The sequence below is a fragment of the Enterococcus hulanensis genome (assembly GCF_005405485.1).
In the GTDB taxonomy this organism is placed as follows: Bacteria; Bacillota; Bacilli; order Lactobacillales; family Enterococcaceae; genus Enterococcus_A; species Enterococcus_A hulanensis.
In genome coordinates, this window is record NZ_BJED01000005.1 from 198,680 (window position 1) to 215,990 (window position 17,311).

17 protein-coding genes and 1 other annotated feature are annotated in these 17,311 nt (G+C 42.6%); of the genes, 16 read left to right on the plus strand and 1 reads right to left on the minus strand.

What is annotated here, in order from left to right:
- Positions 1-236 precede the first annotated feature (236 nt).
- The 12 genes from FFR60_RS07450 (at position 237) to FFR60_RS07505 (ending at position 12,195) form a co-directional block, all read left to right on the plus strand.
- A complete protein-coding gene (locus FFR60_RS07450) occupies positions 237-2,036 on the plus strand; it encodes a glycerophosphoryl diester phosphodiesterase membrane domain-containing protein (protein WP_137663657.1) in 1,800 nt (599 codons plus the stop codon).
- 189 nt (positions 2,037-2,225) lie between these two features.
- Positions 2,226-2,732: a dCTP deaminase/dUTPase family protein gene (locus FFR60_RS07455; RefSeq protein ID WP_137663658.1), complete on the plus strand. Its 507-nt coding sequence runs from the start codon at positions 2,226-2,228 to the stop codon at positions 2,730-2,732.
- Between the two features lie 18 nt (positions 2,733-2,750).
- Positions 2,751-4,124 carry a DNA repair protein RadA gene (radA, locus tag FFR60_RS07460; protein WP_137663659.1) on the plus strand — a complete coding sequence of 458 codons (1,374 nt, stop codon included), beginning with the start codon at positions 2,751-2,753 and terminating at the stop codon, positions 4,122-4,124.
- A gap of 86 nt (positions 4,125-4,210) precedes the next feature.
- Positions 4,211-5,365 (plus strand): PIN/TRAM domain-containing protein, encoded by a 1,155-nt coding sequence (locus FFR60_RS07465; RefSeq protein WP_137663660.1) that lies wholly within the window; start codon positions 4,211-4,213, stop codon positions 5,363-5,365.
- A gap of 97 nt (positions 5,366-5,462) precedes the next feature.
- Positions 5,463-6,920 carry a glutamate--tRNA ligase gene (gltX, locus tag FFR60_RS07470; RefSeq protein ID WP_137663661.1) on the plus strand — a complete coding sequence of 486 codons (1,458 nt, stop codon included), beginning with the start codon at positions 5,463-5,465 and terminating at the stop codon, positions 6,918-6,920.
- Positions 6,917-7,119, plus strand: a binding site (T-box leader). It overlaps the preceding gene by 4 nt.
- Positions 7,120-7,536: 417 nt before the next feature.
- The gene (gene epsC / locus FFR60_RS07475) at positions 7,537-8,070 is read left to right on the plus strand and encodes a serine O-acetyltransferase EpsC (protein WP_137663662.1); all 534 of its coding nucleotides are present in this window, start codon (positions 7,537-7,539) and stop codon (positions 8,068-8,070) included.
- Positions 8,063-9,472 (plus strand): cysteine--tRNA ligase, encoded by a 1,410-nt coding sequence (gene cysS / locus FFR60_RS07480; protein WP_088934140.1) that lies wholly within the window; start codon positions 8,063-8,065, stop codon positions 9,470-9,472. Before epsC ends, cysS begins: the two co-directional genes overlap by 8 nt.
- A gap of 1 nt (position 9,473) precedes the next feature.
- Entirely contained in the window at positions 9,474-9,872 is a 399-nt protein-coding gene (locus FFR60_RS07485) for a Mini-ribonuclease 3 (protein ID WP_088934141.1), read from the plus strand.
- Entirely contained in the window at positions 9,862-10,695 is an 834-nt protein-coding gene (gene rlmB, locus FFR60_RS07490) for a 23S rRNA (guanosine(2251)-2'-O)-methyltransferase RlmB (RefSeq protein WP_137663663.1), read from the plus strand. The genes FFR60_RS07485 and rlmB overlap by 11 nt, the downstream gene beginning before the upstream one ends.
- Complete coding sequence (locus FFR60_RS07495) at positions 10,695-11,222, plus strand: NYN domain-containing protein (RefSeq protein ID WP_088934143.1); 528 nt, start codon at positions 10,695-10,697, stop codon at positions 11,220-11,222. The genes rlmB and FFR60_RS07495 overlap by 1 nt, the downstream gene beginning before the upstream one ends.
- Before the next feature lie 72 nt (positions 11,223-11,294).
- Complete coding sequence (locus FFR60_RS07500) at positions 11,295-11,837, plus strand: sigma-70 family RNA polymerase sigma factor (protein WP_137663664.1); 543 nt, start codon at positions 11,295-11,297, stop codon at positions 11,835-11,837.
- Between the two features lie 112 nt (positions 11,838-11,949).
- The gene (locus FFR60_RS07505) at positions 11,950-12,195 is read left to right on the plus strand and encodes a Veg family protein (protein WP_088934145.1); all 246 of its coding nucleotides are present in this window, start codon (positions 11,950-11,952) and stop codon (positions 12,193-12,195) included.
- Positions 12,196-12,223: 28 nt separating this feature from the next.
- On the opposite strand, the gene mscL is transcribed toward FFR60_RS07505, so the two are convergent.
- Complete coding sequence (gene mscL, locus FFR60_RS07510) at positions 12,224-12,664, minus strand: large conductance mechanosensitive channel protein MscL (RefSeq protein ID WP_088934146.1); 441 nt, start codon at positions 12,662-12,664, stop codon at positions 12,224-12,226.
- A 329-nt stretch (positions 12,665-12,993) separates the two neighbouring features.
- Here mscL and yfmF point away from each other — a divergent pair, with 329 nt between their 5' ends.
- The 4 genes from yfmF to FFR60_RS07530 all read left to right on the plus strand — a co-directional run bounded on the left by yfmF (position 12,994) and on the right by FFR60_RS07530 (position 17,283).
- Entirely contained in the window at positions 12,994-14,256 is a 1,263-nt protein-coding gene (yfmF, locus tag FFR60_RS07515; protein WP_088934147.1) for an EF-P 5-aminopentanol modification-associated protein YfmF, read from the plus strand.
- Positions 14,249-15,541 (plus strand): EF-P 5-aminopentanol modification-associated protein YfmH, encoded by a 1,293-nt coding sequence (gene yfmH / locus FFR60_RS07520; protein ID WP_137663665.1) that lies wholly within the window; start codon positions 14,249-14,251, stop codon positions 15,539-15,541. Before yfmF ends, yfmH begins: the two co-directional genes overlap by 8 nt.
- 1 nt (position 15,542) lies before the next feature.
- Entirely contained in the window at positions 15,543-16,268 is a 726-nt protein-coding gene (gene ymfI / locus FFR60_RS07525) for an elongation factor P 5-aminopentanone reductase (protein WP_137663666.1), read from the plus strand.
- An 82-nt stretch (positions 16,269-16,350) separates the two neighbouring features.
- On the plus strand, positions 16,351-17,283 hold the full coding sequence (locus FFR60_RS07530) for a RodZ domain-containing protein (protein ID WP_249354970.1): 933 nt from the start codon (positions 16,351-16,353) through the stop codon (positions 17,281-17,283).
- Positions 17,284-17,311: the final 28 nt, after the last annotated feature.

Below are 17,311 nucleotides of genomic sequence, written 5' to 3' on the forward strand. Positions count from 1 at the left end.
GAATAGTTTCATTTTTCTGTTTTTTTAGAAAAATGATTACCACACCCGGAGCTAGCTGCGAGTCCAACTTTTCGCAGCTAACTGAATTCTGATAACGTAGCTACATATAAATTAAGTTACAGTGACAAGACGTCTAGTTGGATCGTATGCGAAGTGAGGTTAAAAATATTTTCCGGTTTTTGGAAAATATTCACCGCCAGATCCACACTAATAATTAATCAAAAGGAGGGTATCGAATGTCTTCATTGCGATTCTTTTTCACTTATTCACGAGAATTTCTTCGCCACTGGGGAAGTTACATACTGTTGATCGTCGGGACCAATATCGTTTTAGAAATGCTGGTGATCCCCATTGTCCAGTTTTTAGTGGCGTTCATTTTAAAGCGAGGGAATATCCCGTATGTTTCCAACACGAATATTCTAACGATCGTAACGAAACATCCGGGTGTCCTAGCAGCCCTGCTGCTGCTTTTGGCACTGGTACTGACATTGGTTTTTCTGCAGTTCACCTTTCAATTGTTCAGTATCAAAAGCATCCAAACGAAGGATAACCGTTCGTTGTGGGAACTTTTCAAGCAATCGTTGTATCAAATGCGTCATTTGCGTCCGGCGACATTCTTTTTCTTCCTATTTTATTTTGTGTTGATTTTGCCTTTTGCCAATGCGATTTTCCGTACACCATTATTAAGTAAAGTCACGATCCCAGTTTTTATTTTGGACTATCTGAGTGAAAATACCGTGTTTCTTCTATTATTAATGGTTGCTTCTGTGGCTGTATCCTACATTGGGATACGTTTATTGTTTGTGCTGCCGCTGATGATTTTTTCTGACGAGCCGCCCAAACAAGCAGTAGCGAAAAGTTTAGAGCTGACCCATCATCGCTATTGGCATTATGCGTGGCGAATCTTTATCCTGACGGTGTTCTTAACGATCATTTCCTATGTAGGCTATGGTCTGAGTTTTGGTCTGCAGGTAGTTCTTGATTCGCTGCCGAAGCCAATTCCTGCAATCGGTGCGATGGTCACCTTGACGAGTATCCAGCTTTTCAGCCAGTTGATGCTGGCATGGGCGACGGTTTTATATTTCAGTGTTCTGGTTCAAAAATTTTATCCATTGGTGATCAGCGGCGAACGCCCGCTGCGGTTAATTCGTCCCAGTCTATGGACACGGATCGCCGCAGTAGTATTAGTTGTCTTTTTAGGCGGGACGACCTTGCTTAGCAACGTCCTTTATTTGACCGGGTTGGGAGATTCGATCCCTTTAACGATCTCTCATCGTGGCGTCGATAATGGCAATGGGGTGCAAAATACGATTCCTGCGATGGCTGCTACCATCAAAGAAAAGCCCGACTATATTGAGATGGATATTCAAGAAACCAAAGATCATCAATTCGTTGTATTCCATGATAAAAATTTCAGAAAATTAACTGGAAGAGATAAAACAGCTCATGAATTGACGTTAAGCGAAACTCAAGATTTGCAGGCAGTTGAAAATGGCCACGTAGCGCCTATCGCAAGTTTCGACGATTATTTGGCTTTTGCGAATGACCATCAGCAAAAATTATTGATTGAGATCAAAACAAATTCGACGGATTCAAAAGAAATGGTCGATCGCTTCATTGAAAAGTATCAGCAAAATATTTTGACCCATCACCATCGAATTCACTCCTTGGACTATGATGTAGTTACCGAGTTGAAGGAGAAGGCACCAAAGTTGTATGTCAGTTACGTCTTGCCTTATAATTTAGTATTCCCGCAGACACCGGCGAATGCTTATACAATGGAAGAAACAACGCTGACAAGCGATTTCGTTCGACGCGCACATTTAGAAAAGAAGGATGTGTACGCTTGGACAGTCAACGATGCCGATTCGATGGATCGAATGATCTCTTTAAATGTTAACGGCATTGTTACCGATGATCTGAAAACATTGCAGGAACAGATCAAAACATATGAAGAAACCCCTTCGTATGCTAAGCGGATCGAGCTGTATATCAATCGCCTGCCGGCACTGGATGAACGAATCAGCGAGAATTAGGGCAAAGCTAAGAAAATTCATTAAATTTCCATAGAGTTTTCGCAAAAGATTTTCGAACACCTGCCTGCTCTATGGTAGAATAGCTATATATTTCACAAAGGATGTCAGTTCTATTCTCAGCAGTTTCAGGTCGAGATAGCCAACTGTGCAGCCAAGCCAATTGAGGCTAAAGGATTAAAGGAGATTATAATGAAAAAACGAGGTTTCGAAGTAACAGCAGCTTATCAAGATAAAGAGATCAACTTGCCAAAGCGGGCAACCAAAAATGCGGCGGGCTATGATTTTGAAGCTGCAGCAGATATCGTGATCCCAGCGGTTTGGAAACAGATCATTCAGCATTTTACCAAAGGTTCTGAAGTATCTGAAAAAATCGTTAAACCTGTATTGGTTCCAACAGGGATCAAAGCTTACATGGGACAAGATGAATACTTGCAATTAGCGAATCGTTCCAGCAACCCGTTGAAGCGTTTCTTAACATTAAGCAACGGCGTGGGCGTGATCGATAGCGATTATTACAATAACCCTGATAATGAAGGGCACATTATGTTTCAATTTTCAAATTTTGGTTTGACAGATGTCCAAATCAAAAAAGGCGAACGGATCGGACAAGGGATTTTCTTGCCATTTCTTAAAGCCGATAATGATGAAGCGGAAGCTGAACGAACAGGCGGTTTCGGTTCATCGGATAAAAATTAAACGAGTGAGGCGAAGGTTTTGGCAAAGAAAACCAAGACACAATTTATCTGCCAAGAATGTGGTTATGTTTCACCTAAGTATTTAGGGCGGTGTCCTAACTGCGGAAGCTGGAACACGATGGTGGAAGAGATTGAACAAAATCATCCTGAGGATCGTCGCAATCGTGTCAGTATTACAGGAGAGCGTGCGACACCCACCAAACTAAAAGATGTCGTCTTTAAAAAGGAAACGCGAGTTCAAACCGATTTAGCAGAATTGAATCGGGTCTTAGGCGGTGGTGTCGTTCCGGGTTCGTTGGTATTGATCGGCGGGGATCCTGGTATCGGGAAATCTACTTTGCTGCTGCAAGTGTCCCACCAGCTGGCTGCGACCGGCGGGACTGTTTTATATGTTTCCGGAGAAGAAAGTGCCCAGCAGATCAAATTGCGGGCGGAACGTTTAGGCTCAAGCGATACTGACTTTTATTTGTACGCAGAAACAGACATGGGGGAGATCAGCCGAACGATCGAAAATCTGAAGCCGGATTACGTGATCATCGACTCGATCCAAACTATGACCCAACCAGATATTACCAGTGTGGCAGGCTCGGTCAGTCAAGTCCGCGAAACAACGGCGGAACTATTGAAGCTGGCGAAAACCAATGGAATAGCTATTTTCATCGTGGGTCACGTAACTAAAGAAGGCAATATTGCTGGACCTCGTATGCTGGAGCACATGGTGGATACTGTTTTATACTTTGAAGGAGAACAGCACCACAGCTTCCGTATCCTGCGAGCAGTAAAAAACCGCTTTGGGTCCACCAATGAAATCGGGATTTTTGAAATGCGGGAACGCGGTTTAGTCGAAGTGGCTAACCCTTCCCAAGTTTTCTTAGAGGAACGCTTGGAAGGCGCTACGGGTTCAGCTATCGTCGTAGCCATGGAAGGCAGCCGGCCGATTTTGGTCGAAGTGCAGGCTCTGGTAACACCAACGGTTTTCGGCAATGCGAAGCGAACGACGACTGGACTGGATTTTAACCGAGTCTCTTTGATCATGGCGGTCTTGGAAAAACGCGCAGGCTTGTTGCTGCAGAATCAGGATGCCTACTTGAAAGCGGCGGGCGGTGTGAAGTTAAATGAACCCGCTATCGACTTGGCTGTGGCTGTCGCGATTGCTTCCAGCTATAAAGAAAATGGCACGGAAGCGACTGAGTGTTTTATCGGTGAAATTGGTTTGACCGGTGAGATTCGTCGAGTCAACAGTATCGAACAGCGGGTCAAAGAAGCTAGCAAGCTAGGGTTCAAAAAAATCTATCTGCCTAAGAATAATATGGGCGATTGGAAACCGCCAAAGGGAATCGACTTGATCCCGGTGGCGACATTAGGAGAAACACTAAGAAAAGTATTTCGTTAATTAAGGCGGTGTCAGGAAAATTTTCTGGCACGCCCTTTAATCAAAGGTATTTACCTTAATAATTAATAGAATTTAGGAGGGATGGCATGCAAAAACGTGTGTTGACAGTGATTGTTCTTATTGTTGGGATTAGTTTAGGAGTTACTTTACTACCCGCAGCATGGACAGCAATTGGTTATGCAGACAACATGTGGTTGAATAATTCACTTACGAACGGCCTAATCGGTGCAATTATTTTTTATATTATTTCTTTGGCAATCGTAGAACCAATCACAGTTGGTGTGAAAAAAATTGAGAAACAATTAAACGAACTTAGCTTGACTTATATCTTATTTGGAGTGGTGGGTGCGATCTTAGGATTGACACTAGGATTGATTGGGACGACCCCGTTGTATCAGATCCCGCTTCCATTTATCAATAGTGCTTTGCCGATCTTGATTATGCTGCTGTTGGGCTATTTAGGATTTCGGATGGGAACGACACGGATCGATGAATTGAAAAAATTCTTCACTAGTCGGAACAAAAAAGCGGAGACAAATGATGGTGAGGTTTTAGAACGTAAAGCCGATGATCATTTCCATAAATATAAAATTTTGGACACGAGTGTTATCATCGATGGAAGAATCTACGATATTGCGAAAAGCGGCTTTTTAGAAGGGGTCTTAATGATTCCCAACTTTGTTTTATATGAATTGCAATACATCGCCGATTCCGGCGACAGCTTGAAACGGGTGCGGGGACGCCGCGGATTGGATATCTTGAACTCTTTGCAAAAAGAGGAAGGGATTGTCGTTGAAATGTATGACGGGGATTTTGAAGATATCAGTGAAGTTGACAGCAAATTGATCAAATTGGCTAAATTGCTGGATGGCGTTATCGTAACCAATGACTACAACTTGAATAAGGTTTCAGAATTCCAAAATGTAGCCGTCTTAAACATCAATGCTTTGGCTAATGCGGTGAAACCAGTCGTGATCCCCGGAGAGAATATGAATGTCTTGGTAGTGAAGGCCGGAACAGAGCGCCAACAAGGGGTCGCTTATCTGGATGACGGTACGATGGTCGTCGTGGAAGATGGCCAGCATTATATGAATGAACACATCGAAGTTGTCGTGACGAGTGCCTTGCAAACAGCTGCTGGACGAATGATTTTTGCCAAGCCTGCTCATTCGAGCCGCAACATCAAAGACGATTCACCTGAGAAAAAGTTAGATTACACGAACGAAAAGGCTGGAAAATAACAGAGCAGCTTTACTAAACAGTGGATTGATTGTACAATTTGTGTTGAGTAGCAAATGATTTTCATTTGTTAAATAAGCGGGAAAGAGGAACTAATATATGTCGAAAATACGTGTGCGCTACGCACCAAGTCCAACTGGACACCTACACATCGGAAATGCCCGAACAGCGTTGTTCAATTATCTATTTGCTCGCCACAATGATGGAGAATTCATCATTCGAATCGAGGACACTGATTTAAAACGAAATATCGAAGGCGGCGAGAAAAGTCAGCTGGAAAACCTTGCATGGCTGGGAATCGATTGGGATGAGTCTCCAGAAAACCCTGGGAAATATGGTCCTTACCGCCAATCAGAACGACGTGAAGTTTATCAACCATTGATCGATCAACTACTGATGAGCAACTTAGCATATAAATGCTATTGTACCTCTGAAGAGCTGGAGGAAGAACGTGAAGCGCAACGTGCTCGCGGCGAGATGCCTCATTATGCTGGCAAGTGTGCAAATCTTACACCAGAAGAACAAGCGGAAAAAGAAGCGCAAGGACTGGAACCTGTTATTCGTTTCCGTGTTCCGCGCAATACAAGCTTTGCGTTTGACGACATGGTCAAAGGTGAGATCAGCTTTGAATCTGACAATGTCGGCGGCGATTTCATTATCCAAAAACGCGATGGAATGCCGACTTACAACTTCGCTGTAGCAGTAGATGATCATTTGATGAAGATCACACACGTGCTGCGTGGGGACGATCACATTGCCAATACACCAAAACAATTGATGATCTACGATGCTTTCGGTTGGCCTCGTCCAACGTTCGGCCATATGACATTAATCATCAATACTGAAACGGGTAAAAAATTAAGCAAGCGTGACGAAAGTATTTTACAATTTATCGAACAGTATCGTGAATTAGGCTATCTGCCAGAAGCGATGTTCAACTTTATTACTTTGTTGGGCTGGTCACCAGTTGGCGAAGACGAGATCTTCTCGCAAGAAGAGTTGATCAAGCTTTTCGATACAAAACGATTAAGCAAATCACCTGCGTCCTTTGACCAAAAGAAATTAGAGTGGGTCAATAACCATTACATCAAAGCGATGGACTTGGATAAATTAACTGACTTGTGCTTGCCGTATTTAATTCAGGCTGGTAAAGTCGAAGAAAATCCAACACCTGAACGTAAAGATTGGGTGAAACGCGTAGTCAGCTTGTATCAACCGCAAATGAGTTACGCAGCAGAAATCACTGAAGTTTCTAGTTTGTTCTTCCAAGATCATCTTGAATTAGACGAGGCTGCTAAAGAAGTTTTAGCAGGTGAAAGTGTTTCGACTGTTTTAGCTGCGTTCAAAGCACAGCTGGAAGGGTTAGAAACAGTGGATGCAGCAGGCGTTTTGGCTTCAATCAAAGCTGTTCAAAAAGAAACAGGCGTTAAAGGAAAGAATCTGTGGATGCCGATCCGCGTAGCAGTCAGCGGCGTGGTCCATGGACCAGAATTACCAGAAACAGTAGAATTATTAGGCAAAGAAAAAGCCTTAGCACATTTAGATCAAGTAATGTAAACACAAAGAAGAGAAGAAGTAGTAAGCGGTGATTTTTCAGAGAGACTGCGGATGGTGAAAGCAGTCAAATCAACCCTTACGAAATGCATCTCCGAGTGGTCTCAGCGATATGTAGCTGAGGACGGTTCACAGACGTTACCTGTTTCAAGGCAATAATTAATTGCAAACAAAAGTGGGACCACGTAAAAGCGTCTTTTGAGGAAACTCAAAAGACGCTTTTATTTTGCGAGTTGGACTTTTTGCAGTTTACATAGTAGAAAGGGAAGACAACATAGTTATCACTTACTATTGATCGCACAGTATAGTCCAATCGTATGTGCGATGAGAATCAAACTAACTTTTTCGTTCTTTGAAAAAGTTAATTCCTCAAAACGAATTAACTGCCAGCTTTTTTCTTCCTGCTTTAGCAGGTTAGAAAAATGGTATGCGTAATGAGAATCTGAGTCATTTTTCGTGGTTTTCGAAAAATGATCTCCTTAACGCGAGGTAACTGCGAGTTAGACTTTTTGCAGTGCATGAAGATACAAACATTATTTAAATAGTCTGGATTCGACTTGTCAGTTTTCAAAGTTAGGGGAAACCTGACAAGCAATAATAAAAAAAGGGGTTGAGGTTAATGGGATGGTGGCAAGAAGCAATCGCAGCAGCGAAACGGAATGATCCGGCAGTTAGGACAGGCGCAGAAGTAGTACTTACATATCCAGGTGTTCATGCATTATTTTTCCATAAGTTCTCGCATTTTCTTTACAAGCATCGCTGGTTTTTGTTGGCGCGGATTCACTCGCAATTTTGGCGTTTTTTGACGGGGATTGAGATCCATCCGGGTGCCAAAATCGCTCCGGGCGTTTTTATTGATCATGGAATGGGTGTAGTGATCGGGGAGACGGCGGAAGTTGAGCGTGACGTGGTACTGTTTCATGGCGTAACGCTAGGCGGAACTGGAAAAGACACAGGGAAACGCCACCCAACGGTACGCCAAGGTGCGTTTATCTCGGCAAATGCACAAATATTAGGTCCTATCGAGATTGGCGCAAGAGTCAAGATCGGTGCGGGTGCTGTCGTATTAAAAGATATACCGGCGGATGCGACAGCGGTAGGTGTACCTGCAAAAGTAGTTAGATTAAAAGGGGAGAAGGTTCAACATGATTAAAATACACAATACTCTGACACGAGAAAAAGAAATTTTTAAACCAATTGAAGAAAATAAAGTCCGCATGTATGTCTGCGGACCAACCGTTTATAACTATATCCATATCGGAAATGCCCGCAGTTCAATTGCCTTTGATGTGATCCGTCGTTACTTTGAGTATCGCGGCTATGAGGTGAATTATGTATCGAATTTTACAGACGTAGATGACAAAATCATCAAAGCGGCGAAAGAATTATCGATTACAGCACCAGAAGTAGCGGATCGTTTCATTGCGGCATTTAAAGAGGATACTGCCGCATTGAATGTGAAACCGGCGACTTTGCATCCGCGGGTCATCAATCACATTCCTGATATTTTAGCGTTTATCGAAGCGTTAATCGAAAAAGGCTATGCGTATGAAGCAAAAGGCGATGTGTATTATCGCACGCGTAAGTTTGAGCATTATGGTGAATTAAGCGATCAATCGATCGATGAGTTGGAAGTTGGCGCGAGCCAAAGAACGGGTGCAGAGCAGGCGATCAAAGAAGATCCATTAGACTTTGCCTTATGGAAAAGCGCAAAACCAGATGAAATCTCTTGGGAATCCCCTTGGGGTGAAGGCCGTCCAGGCTGGCATATCGAGTGCTCGGTAATGGCGACCAAACATCTAGGCGATACGATCGATATTCATGGTGGCGGACAAGACTTGGAGTTTCCTCATCACGAGAATGAGATCGCTCAAAGTGAAGCGAAGACCGGTCAGCGCTTTGCGAATTACTGGATGCATAACGGCTATGTAACGATCGGTGAAGATGATGCGAAAATGAGCAAATCTCTGGGAAACTTTGTGACGGTTCATGACTTAGTCAAAGAGATCGACCCGCAGATTTTACGCTTCTTCATGGCAACGACGCAATACCGTCGTCCGATCCGTTACAGCGAAGCAACGATGAAGGATGCTCAGGCGAATTTGCAAAAATTACGGACCGCTTTTGAAAATGCGACGTTCCGTCAAAGCACAGCAGAAACAGAATTATCCGATGATGAGCAAAAATTAGCTGAGTTATACGCGCTGAAGGATCGTTTTATTGAAGAGATGGATGATGATTTTAACGCGGCTAATGGTATTACGGTTGTTTACGAAGCTGCCAAATGGCTAAACAACTATAGTGAACAGGACAAAGTTTCGGCGGCAGTTCTGACAGCAGCGTTAGAAGAATTTATGAGTATGCTGGCAGTTTTTGGCATTGAGTTTCAAACAGCCGGGCTGCTGGATGAAGAAATCGATCAATTGATCGAAGAACGAAATCAAGCTCGGAAAGATAAAAACTTTGCCCGCAGCGATGAAATTCGTGATCAATTAAAGGATCAAGGAATTATTTTAGAAGACACCCCTCAAGGCGTCCGTTGGAGACGAGCATAATATGACAGACTATAAACAATTAAATGCATTAGCACTAGCCTATGTGGGCGATGCTATCTATGAAACTTACGTGCGGGATTATCTTGTGCGTGAGGGGCAGACACGTCCTAATAAGCTGCATCACATGGCAACTCATTATGTTTCGGCTAAAGCGCAAGCAACGTTGATCCAAAAAATGATCGAAGATGGTATGCTGACAGAAGAAGAGCAGGGGATCTATCGGCGCGGGCGGAATGCCAAAAGCTACACCTCTGCAAAAAATACCGATATCATGACCTATCGTATGTCCACTGGATTTGAGGCTTTAATGGGCTATTTACATCTATTAGAGCGGAAAGAGCGATTGGAAGAGCTGATCAAGTGGTGTTTAGAGAAAGCGGGCGAAGCAAATGAAGGATAAAAAACAACGACGCGGAAATGAGCGGCGCAATCAACGAAAAAATGATCGACCGAAAGATTATCACAAAGAACCAATCGATGCGATTGAACCGGAAGAGAATAATTTCGTTTTCGGACATCATGCCAGTGTAGAAGCACTGCAGGCTGGCCGAGGAAATAAATTATTTATGCAAGAAGACGCTCATGGGGATAAGATCGACCAATTGAAAAGCTTGGCGAAAGAACAAGCTGTCCCTGTAAAGTGGGTGCCGAAACAAAAACTGGATACTTTAAGTGACGGCGGTGTCCATCAAGGTATTGTGCTGGGGATCACACCTTACGAATATTTGACTCTTGATGAATTATTGACAAAAACTTCTACTGTAGAAGCGCCGTTTTTGCTGATTTTAGACAGTTTAGAAGATCCGCATAATTTTGGGTCGATCTTACGAACGGCTGATGCTAGCGGGGTGTCAGGTGTAATCATTCCAAAGCATCGTTCAGTCGGTATCACACCGGTTGTAACGAAAGCCTCAACAGGTGCAGTGGAATACGTACCGATCGCGCGTGTTACGAACTTGGCACAAAGCATTAAGCAATTAAAAGAAGCTGGTTATTGGATTTTTGGTACAGATATGGAAGGCACGGATTATCGTCAATGGAAAGTAACGGGTCCGATTGCCCTAATCATCGGTAATGAAGGAAAAGGCATGAGTGCGGGTCTGAAAAAGGAAGTCGATGAGATGCTGACGATCCCGATGACCGGCCATGTCCAAAGCCTGAATGCGGGTGTAGCTGCGGGACTATTGATGTATGAAGTCTTCCGAAAGCGAAGTGAACCGTAATGAAAAAACAATTGTTGATCGTTGACGGTTATAACATGATCGGTGCGTGGCCGGAATTGACAACTTTGAAGAATCAAGAGCGCTTAGAAGAAGCACGGGAGGCTTTATTATTTCGTCTATCAAACTTTGCGAAATATCAAGGCCTTGAAACGATCGTTGTGTTCGATGCTCAGTTTGTTCCGGGGATCACGCAAAGCTATAAGAAGTATCAATTAACGGTAGTCTTCACGAAGGAAGATGAAACGGCAGATAGTTATATCGAGCGGATCGCAGGTGAATTGAATGATCGCCTGACCCAAGTAACAGTAGCGACTAGCGACTTGGCGGAACAGTGGACGATTTTTTCTCAAGGTGCTCTGCGAACTTCTGCGCGAGAATTGTATAAAACGGTTCAGCAGACGGAGGCATTGATAACTGGGGATACTAAAGATACGCAATTTAAAAATTTTCGACGAAATTCTCCGTGGAATAATGAACAATTGCAAAAATTGTCACAAAAACTGGACGAATTAAGCCAAAAAAAATAAAATTCCATTTAACACTCCTCTCATTTTTAAGCAAAGTGTATGCTTTTACTTGTGAGAGGGGTGTTTTTTGGAATGGAAGAAAAATTTGATAGTGAAGCTTTTGAAGAAATGTTTAGTCAATACCTGCCAATCATTTACAGTATTCAATCTCGGTACCGGATACGTGATTTTGATTCGGATGACTGGTTGCAGGAAGGGCGGATCGCTTTAAACGATGCTCTGCATAGTTATCGCAAAGATCGTGGAACGACATTCGGTTTGTACTACAAAATGATTTTTGAAAATCGTATCCGTTCCCTTTTACGTCGCCAACGAGCCAAAAAGCGTTTGGCTCAGCAGAATGCTGTGTCAATTGAAAAAGTCGGGACTGAAGCGTTCAGTGAACACTTTCAGTATCATGAGGTGGTTGAAGAGAGTATGTGTATTAGTGAGATGATCATGACTGGCGGAGTTGCCTTATCTTCTTTAGAGCTCCGTGCCTTGCATTATTATTTAAAAGGGGAAGAGCCCCAAACGATTGCGCAGCATTTGAAAGAAACAGAAAAGGCCATCAAGAATGCGTTGAACCGGACGAAAAATAAAATCAAGAAAAAGATAAGTGAACTGGATGAATGATTTGAAGGGGATTTTTCCCTAATAAGCAGATAAGAATTTGCAAATTTTTTTATCTTGTGATAACATTGAAAAGTTTTATATTTGTGCTATAATATATGTTGAGGTGAACTGTATGCCAACAACTTTAGCGACTATCAAGAAAAACTTGGAAGATCGTATTGGTACTCCGATTATGCTTGTAGCTCAGACGGGACGCAAGCGTCAAACACAACGCAAAGGTATCTTAACCGAGACCTATCCTTCAGTTTTTGTGGTTGATTTGGACCCAGAAGAAAATTCTTTCGAACGTGTTTCATACAGCTATTCCGATGTATTGACTCGCACAGTAGAGATCGAATTTCTAACAGAAGCAATTTAAAAACCATGGAGCGAACGCTCCATGGTTTTTATTTGTCTTCTGAGTTTTCTTGTGCAGCTTTTTTTTGTTCCACTAATAGATCGCGAATATCCGCCAAGTATTCTTCGGCTGTAGGAACCGTTTCTTCAGGCTCGTCAGCTTCGTTTTTGATGGTCGTTTCTCGTGCTTTGTTAGCAGCCTTGACGATTAAAAATAGTACAAAACCAGTAATAATGAATGTAATCAGCGCACTGACAACATCACCAAAAGCAAAGGTAACGCCTTTAACGGGTGTCCAATCTAAAACAGACATTGCTTCGTTTAAATCTTTTCCTTTAGTAAATAATGAAACGATCAATCCTACTAGCGGCGTAATCAATCCATTAACGACATTCGTTACGATCGCAGTGAAGGCAGTACCAATGACAACACCAACAGCAAGATCAATAACATTGCCGCGCATCAAGAACTCTTTAAATTCTTTAAACATCGTCTCACTCCTCTCTCTTCGTCCTTATTTTCAGTATAGCGAAAGAAGAAAAAAATTTGAAATAAAAGGGACTGTCGGCTAAGGCTGATTCCGGTTCTTAGGACACTCCTGTGCTATAATTGACCTTAATGATAAGACGAAGGATGCCCGGATCAGTTCTGTTTCTTGGTTAGCAAGAATAGCAGATATGTTTAGGTGAGGCGATTGATTTTTGCTAGGGAAATTGCCCGCATTATTATCTGCAAAAGTTTAATTGGCTGTTCTGCGGCAGGAACCTCAGACTTATTTTTCGAAAAATAAATATATTAATACGCATAAGGAGCTTTGTAATGATCGAATTAAAAAAAGGCGTGCGTCTGCACGTTATTCCAACGAAAAAGTATAAAACGATTCAATTCTACGGGCGTATGACCACCCGTTTAACGAAAGAAATCATGACCAAACGCGCTTTATTGGCGAACTTATTAGAAACTAATTCTTTACGTTACCCTGATCAAACGAAACTAAGCGGGCAATTGGCTGAACTTTATGGTGCCAGCTTTGGCCTGAATGTGGGACGTAAAGGCAATCTGCATTGGCTGGATATTGGGCTAGGAGTCGTTAATGGGAAATATGTTGATGATCCGAAACTGCTGCCGGCCGCAATGGATTTTCTGCGTGAAGTTCTATTTTATCCGAACATTCATGAGGGCAAATTCGATGAGCAAACCTTCCAACTAGAAAAGGAAAATCTGCAAAGTTATATTGAAACATTACATGAAGACAAGCAGACGATGGCTTCGTTAAAAATCAAAGAGACCTATTTTACAGACGAAGCGCAAAAGCTGCCAAGCTTTGGTACGGTAGCTGATCTAGAAAATGAAACGAGTGAAAGCTTAGCGGCTTATTATCATGAGATGATCACTCAAGACCAAGTGGACCTATTCGTGATCGGCGATGTGGAAGAAGCAGAGATGGCTGAATTGTTCAAGCAACTGCCATTTGTTGAACGTGAGGAGAGTTATCCTGCGATTTATTACTATCAAACAAATGACAATGTTATACGAGAACAGCAAGTTCAAGAAACGGTCACACAGGGAAAATTGAACTTGGCTTATGCAACGGATGTGTATTTTGAAGATACCGATCGCTTTGCGCTATTAGTTTTCAATGGCCTGTTCGGTGGTTTTCCCCATTCAAAATTGTTTATGAATGTGCGGGAAAAGGCTAGTTTGGCTTACTACGCTTCCAGTTCTTTTGATACTTTCCGCGGGTATCTGCAGGTTCAAACAGGGATCAACAGTGACAATCGTGAGAAGGTTTTACACTTGATTGATGAACAGCTAATTGAGCTGCAGGCTGGAAACTTTACCGATCTGGCTTTTCAACAAACCAAAGCGATGCTGAAAAATCATTACCTGCTCGGTTTAGACAGCATGCAAAACACGATCGAGACAACTTACTTGGCGCAATGGTTGCCGCAAAGTAAACTAACAGACGAAGAATGGCTGAGACGCTTGGCGGCCGTGACACCAAAAGATGTTCAAAAAGTCGCGAAGAAAATTCGTCTGCAAGCGATCTTCTTTTTAGATGGAGGGCAGCAGAATGGATAAAGTAGCATATCAAAAAATCAATGAAACCTTATATAAAGAAGTTTTACCGAATGGCTTGACGGTCTATTTGTTGCCAAAGGCCGGCTATCACAAGACCTATGGCTTATTCAGCACCAATTACGGATCAATCGACAATGAATTTATTCCGCGGGGCGGAACAGACTATATTAAAGTTCCCGACGGTATCGCTCATTTCTTAGAACACAAGATGTTTGAAAAAGAAGATGGCGATGTTTTTCAAAAATTTGGCGAACAAGGCGCATCAGCGAATGCCTTCACCAGCTTTACTCGTACGAGCTATCTGTTTTCAACAACGGATCAATTGGAATTAAATTTAGCCACGCTGCTGGATTTTGTTCAAGAGCCTTATTTCACTGACGAATCTGTCCAAAAGGAGCAGGGGATCATTGGACAAGAAATCCAAATGTACCAAGATGATCCAAGCTGGCAGCAGTTTTTCGCTATCTTGAAGAATATGTATCCGAAACATCCGCTGCACATCGATATCGCAGGGACGATCGATTCTATTGCAGAAATTACAGCAGAAGACCTATACACTTGCTACAATACGTTTTATCATCCTAGCAACATGACATTATTTATTGTGGGAAATCTGGAACCGCAAGCGTTGATGGATTTCATTCGGGAAAATCAAGCTAAAAAGACCTTTGAGGCACCTGAACCGATCCAACGCCGTTTTCCACAAGAATCACCTGACGAGATCATCAAACTTAGTGATGAAAAAATGCCGATCACGATGCCAAAAGCAATCGTGGGTGTCAAAGGCTTGGCAGAGCTGCCTGCTGATGACAAAGAACGACTGATCTTTAAAATCTCGATGGATCTGTTGTTCCAAATGTTACTAGGAACAACCTCACAAAATTATTTGCGTTTGTATAATGAAGGACTTTTAGATGACAGCTTTGGTTATGAGTTTTCATTAGACCGCAGCTTCTACTTTGCTGATTTCGGGGGCGATAGTGAAGAGCCGCAAAAATTGGCGGATCGCCTGACAGAAATTTTGCTGCATTTTGCGACTGATCCAGAGGTCAATGAAAAGAATTTAGCTTTATTGAAGAAAAAAATGCTGGGCAAATATTTCCAATCATTGAATTCATTGGAATATGTTGCCAACCAATTCACTCAATCCTTATTTGGCGAGTGGACCTTGTTTGACATGCCGGAAATTATTCAGGAGATCGAACTAACAGATGTCTTGGCAGCGGGTGAACTGTTTATCCATGAAGAAGCCTTCACGCGCTTTTATATGGACAAGGAGGCCTAAGATGCCTTATGCATTAGTGATGGGCGCAAGCGGCGATATCGGGCAAGCCGTTTGCGAGAAATTGGCGGGGCAAGGCTGGTCCCTCTATTGCCACTATAATCAGCAAAAAGAAAAAGTCTTAAATTTCGTTTCAGACTTACAGAAACGTTATCCTCAGCAAGATTTTTTTATGGTATCCTTAGACATGTTGAAGGAAGCGGAAATCCCACATTTTTTGCAACAGTTATTCCAAGTGGATGGGATCGTTTTTGCTTCTGGTTTTACCTTTTACAAGTTGCTGCCTGAGACCAAAGCTGATCAAATGGAAGCCTTGTGGCAGGTCCATTTGAAAACCCCTTTACTTCTATTACAAGGGCTGCAGGAAAAATTAGCGGTCAATAAAAATGGGCGGGTCGTTTTCATCGGGTCCGTTTATGGACATCGCGGGAGCAGCATGGAAACAGTTTACAGTGCCGTTAAAGGAGCACAAGAGGCCTTCGCGAAAGCTTATGCGAAGGAAGTCGCAACGTTGGGTATCACTGTTAATGTTGTAGCGCCAGGAGCTGTACAGACCAAAATGAATGACAATTGGAATCCGCAAGAATTATCTGATTTGAAGGCAGAAATCCCATTAGGCCGTTTAGCAGATCCTAAAGAGATCGCAGCAGCCTGCAATTATTTATTTTCAAAAGAAGCTAGTTATACGACCGGTATCGTTTTACCTGTCGCTGGCGGCTGGATGGAATAGCGCCGAAAATTATCTCATTATTACGAATTAGGATGCCAGTTGCACTATGTATTTTCAATACATTAGTGGAATGGTATGCGTGATGAGAATCGGTTATAATTTTTTCCAAAAATTATTTCATTATTACGAATTAGGAGTAGAGAATCAAGTGGCTAGTATTAATATTGGAGAAACGCTACGTAAAGCCCGTATCGATAAAAAAATCAGTTTAGATGAACTGCAGCAGCGCACAAAAATCCAAAAACGCTATTTGCTGGCGATTGAAGAAAATGACTTTCAAGAATTGCCCAGTGATTATTATTTGCGGACGTTTATTCGACAGTATGCTGACGAGGTAAAACTTGACGGCAATCATTTGATCGATGTTTTGGATGGCAAGGACAAACCATTGCCGAGTTATCCAGAATTGGAGACCGTTGATGAGCTGAGAAAAAATAAACATGCTGAAAATCCTACCCGTGCTCGTTTTAGAGCGACGATGCCGATGGTCGTGCTTGGACTCGTGGCATTAGCGATTATTGCGGTAGTAGGCTACATAACTTGGTTGGACCATCAAGAGACTGCAATTATTCCAGAAAATAGTTCTGTTCAAGTTGAGCGTTCAGATGTTTCTTCTTCATCAGCAGAAAAGGTTTCGTCCTCACAACCTAAACCAACGACGGAATCATCGAAGAAACCGGAAAAACCAAAAATGGCGTTTGCGATGGAAAATAATACAACCAACGCAGCGACAATGAAAGTCGATAATGCAGAGAAACCGCTGAAAATCACTTTCACCGGTAAAGAACGTGTGTGGGTTGGTATCCAGATCAACGGCGCTTTAACGTATCAATACACATTGCAACCAGGAGAATCACAAACAACTGAATTACCAGACGATGCAGCTCAAGCTGTGATTACTGTAGGGATGGCAAAATATGCTGAAATCAAAGTCAATGATCAGACGCTTGATTTTCAACCAGGAGACTCGTTGCTGAAAAAAGACGTGACACTGAATATCGCCTACGCGTCTTAAGAACGTGTGTAATAGAATTAGGAGGAAT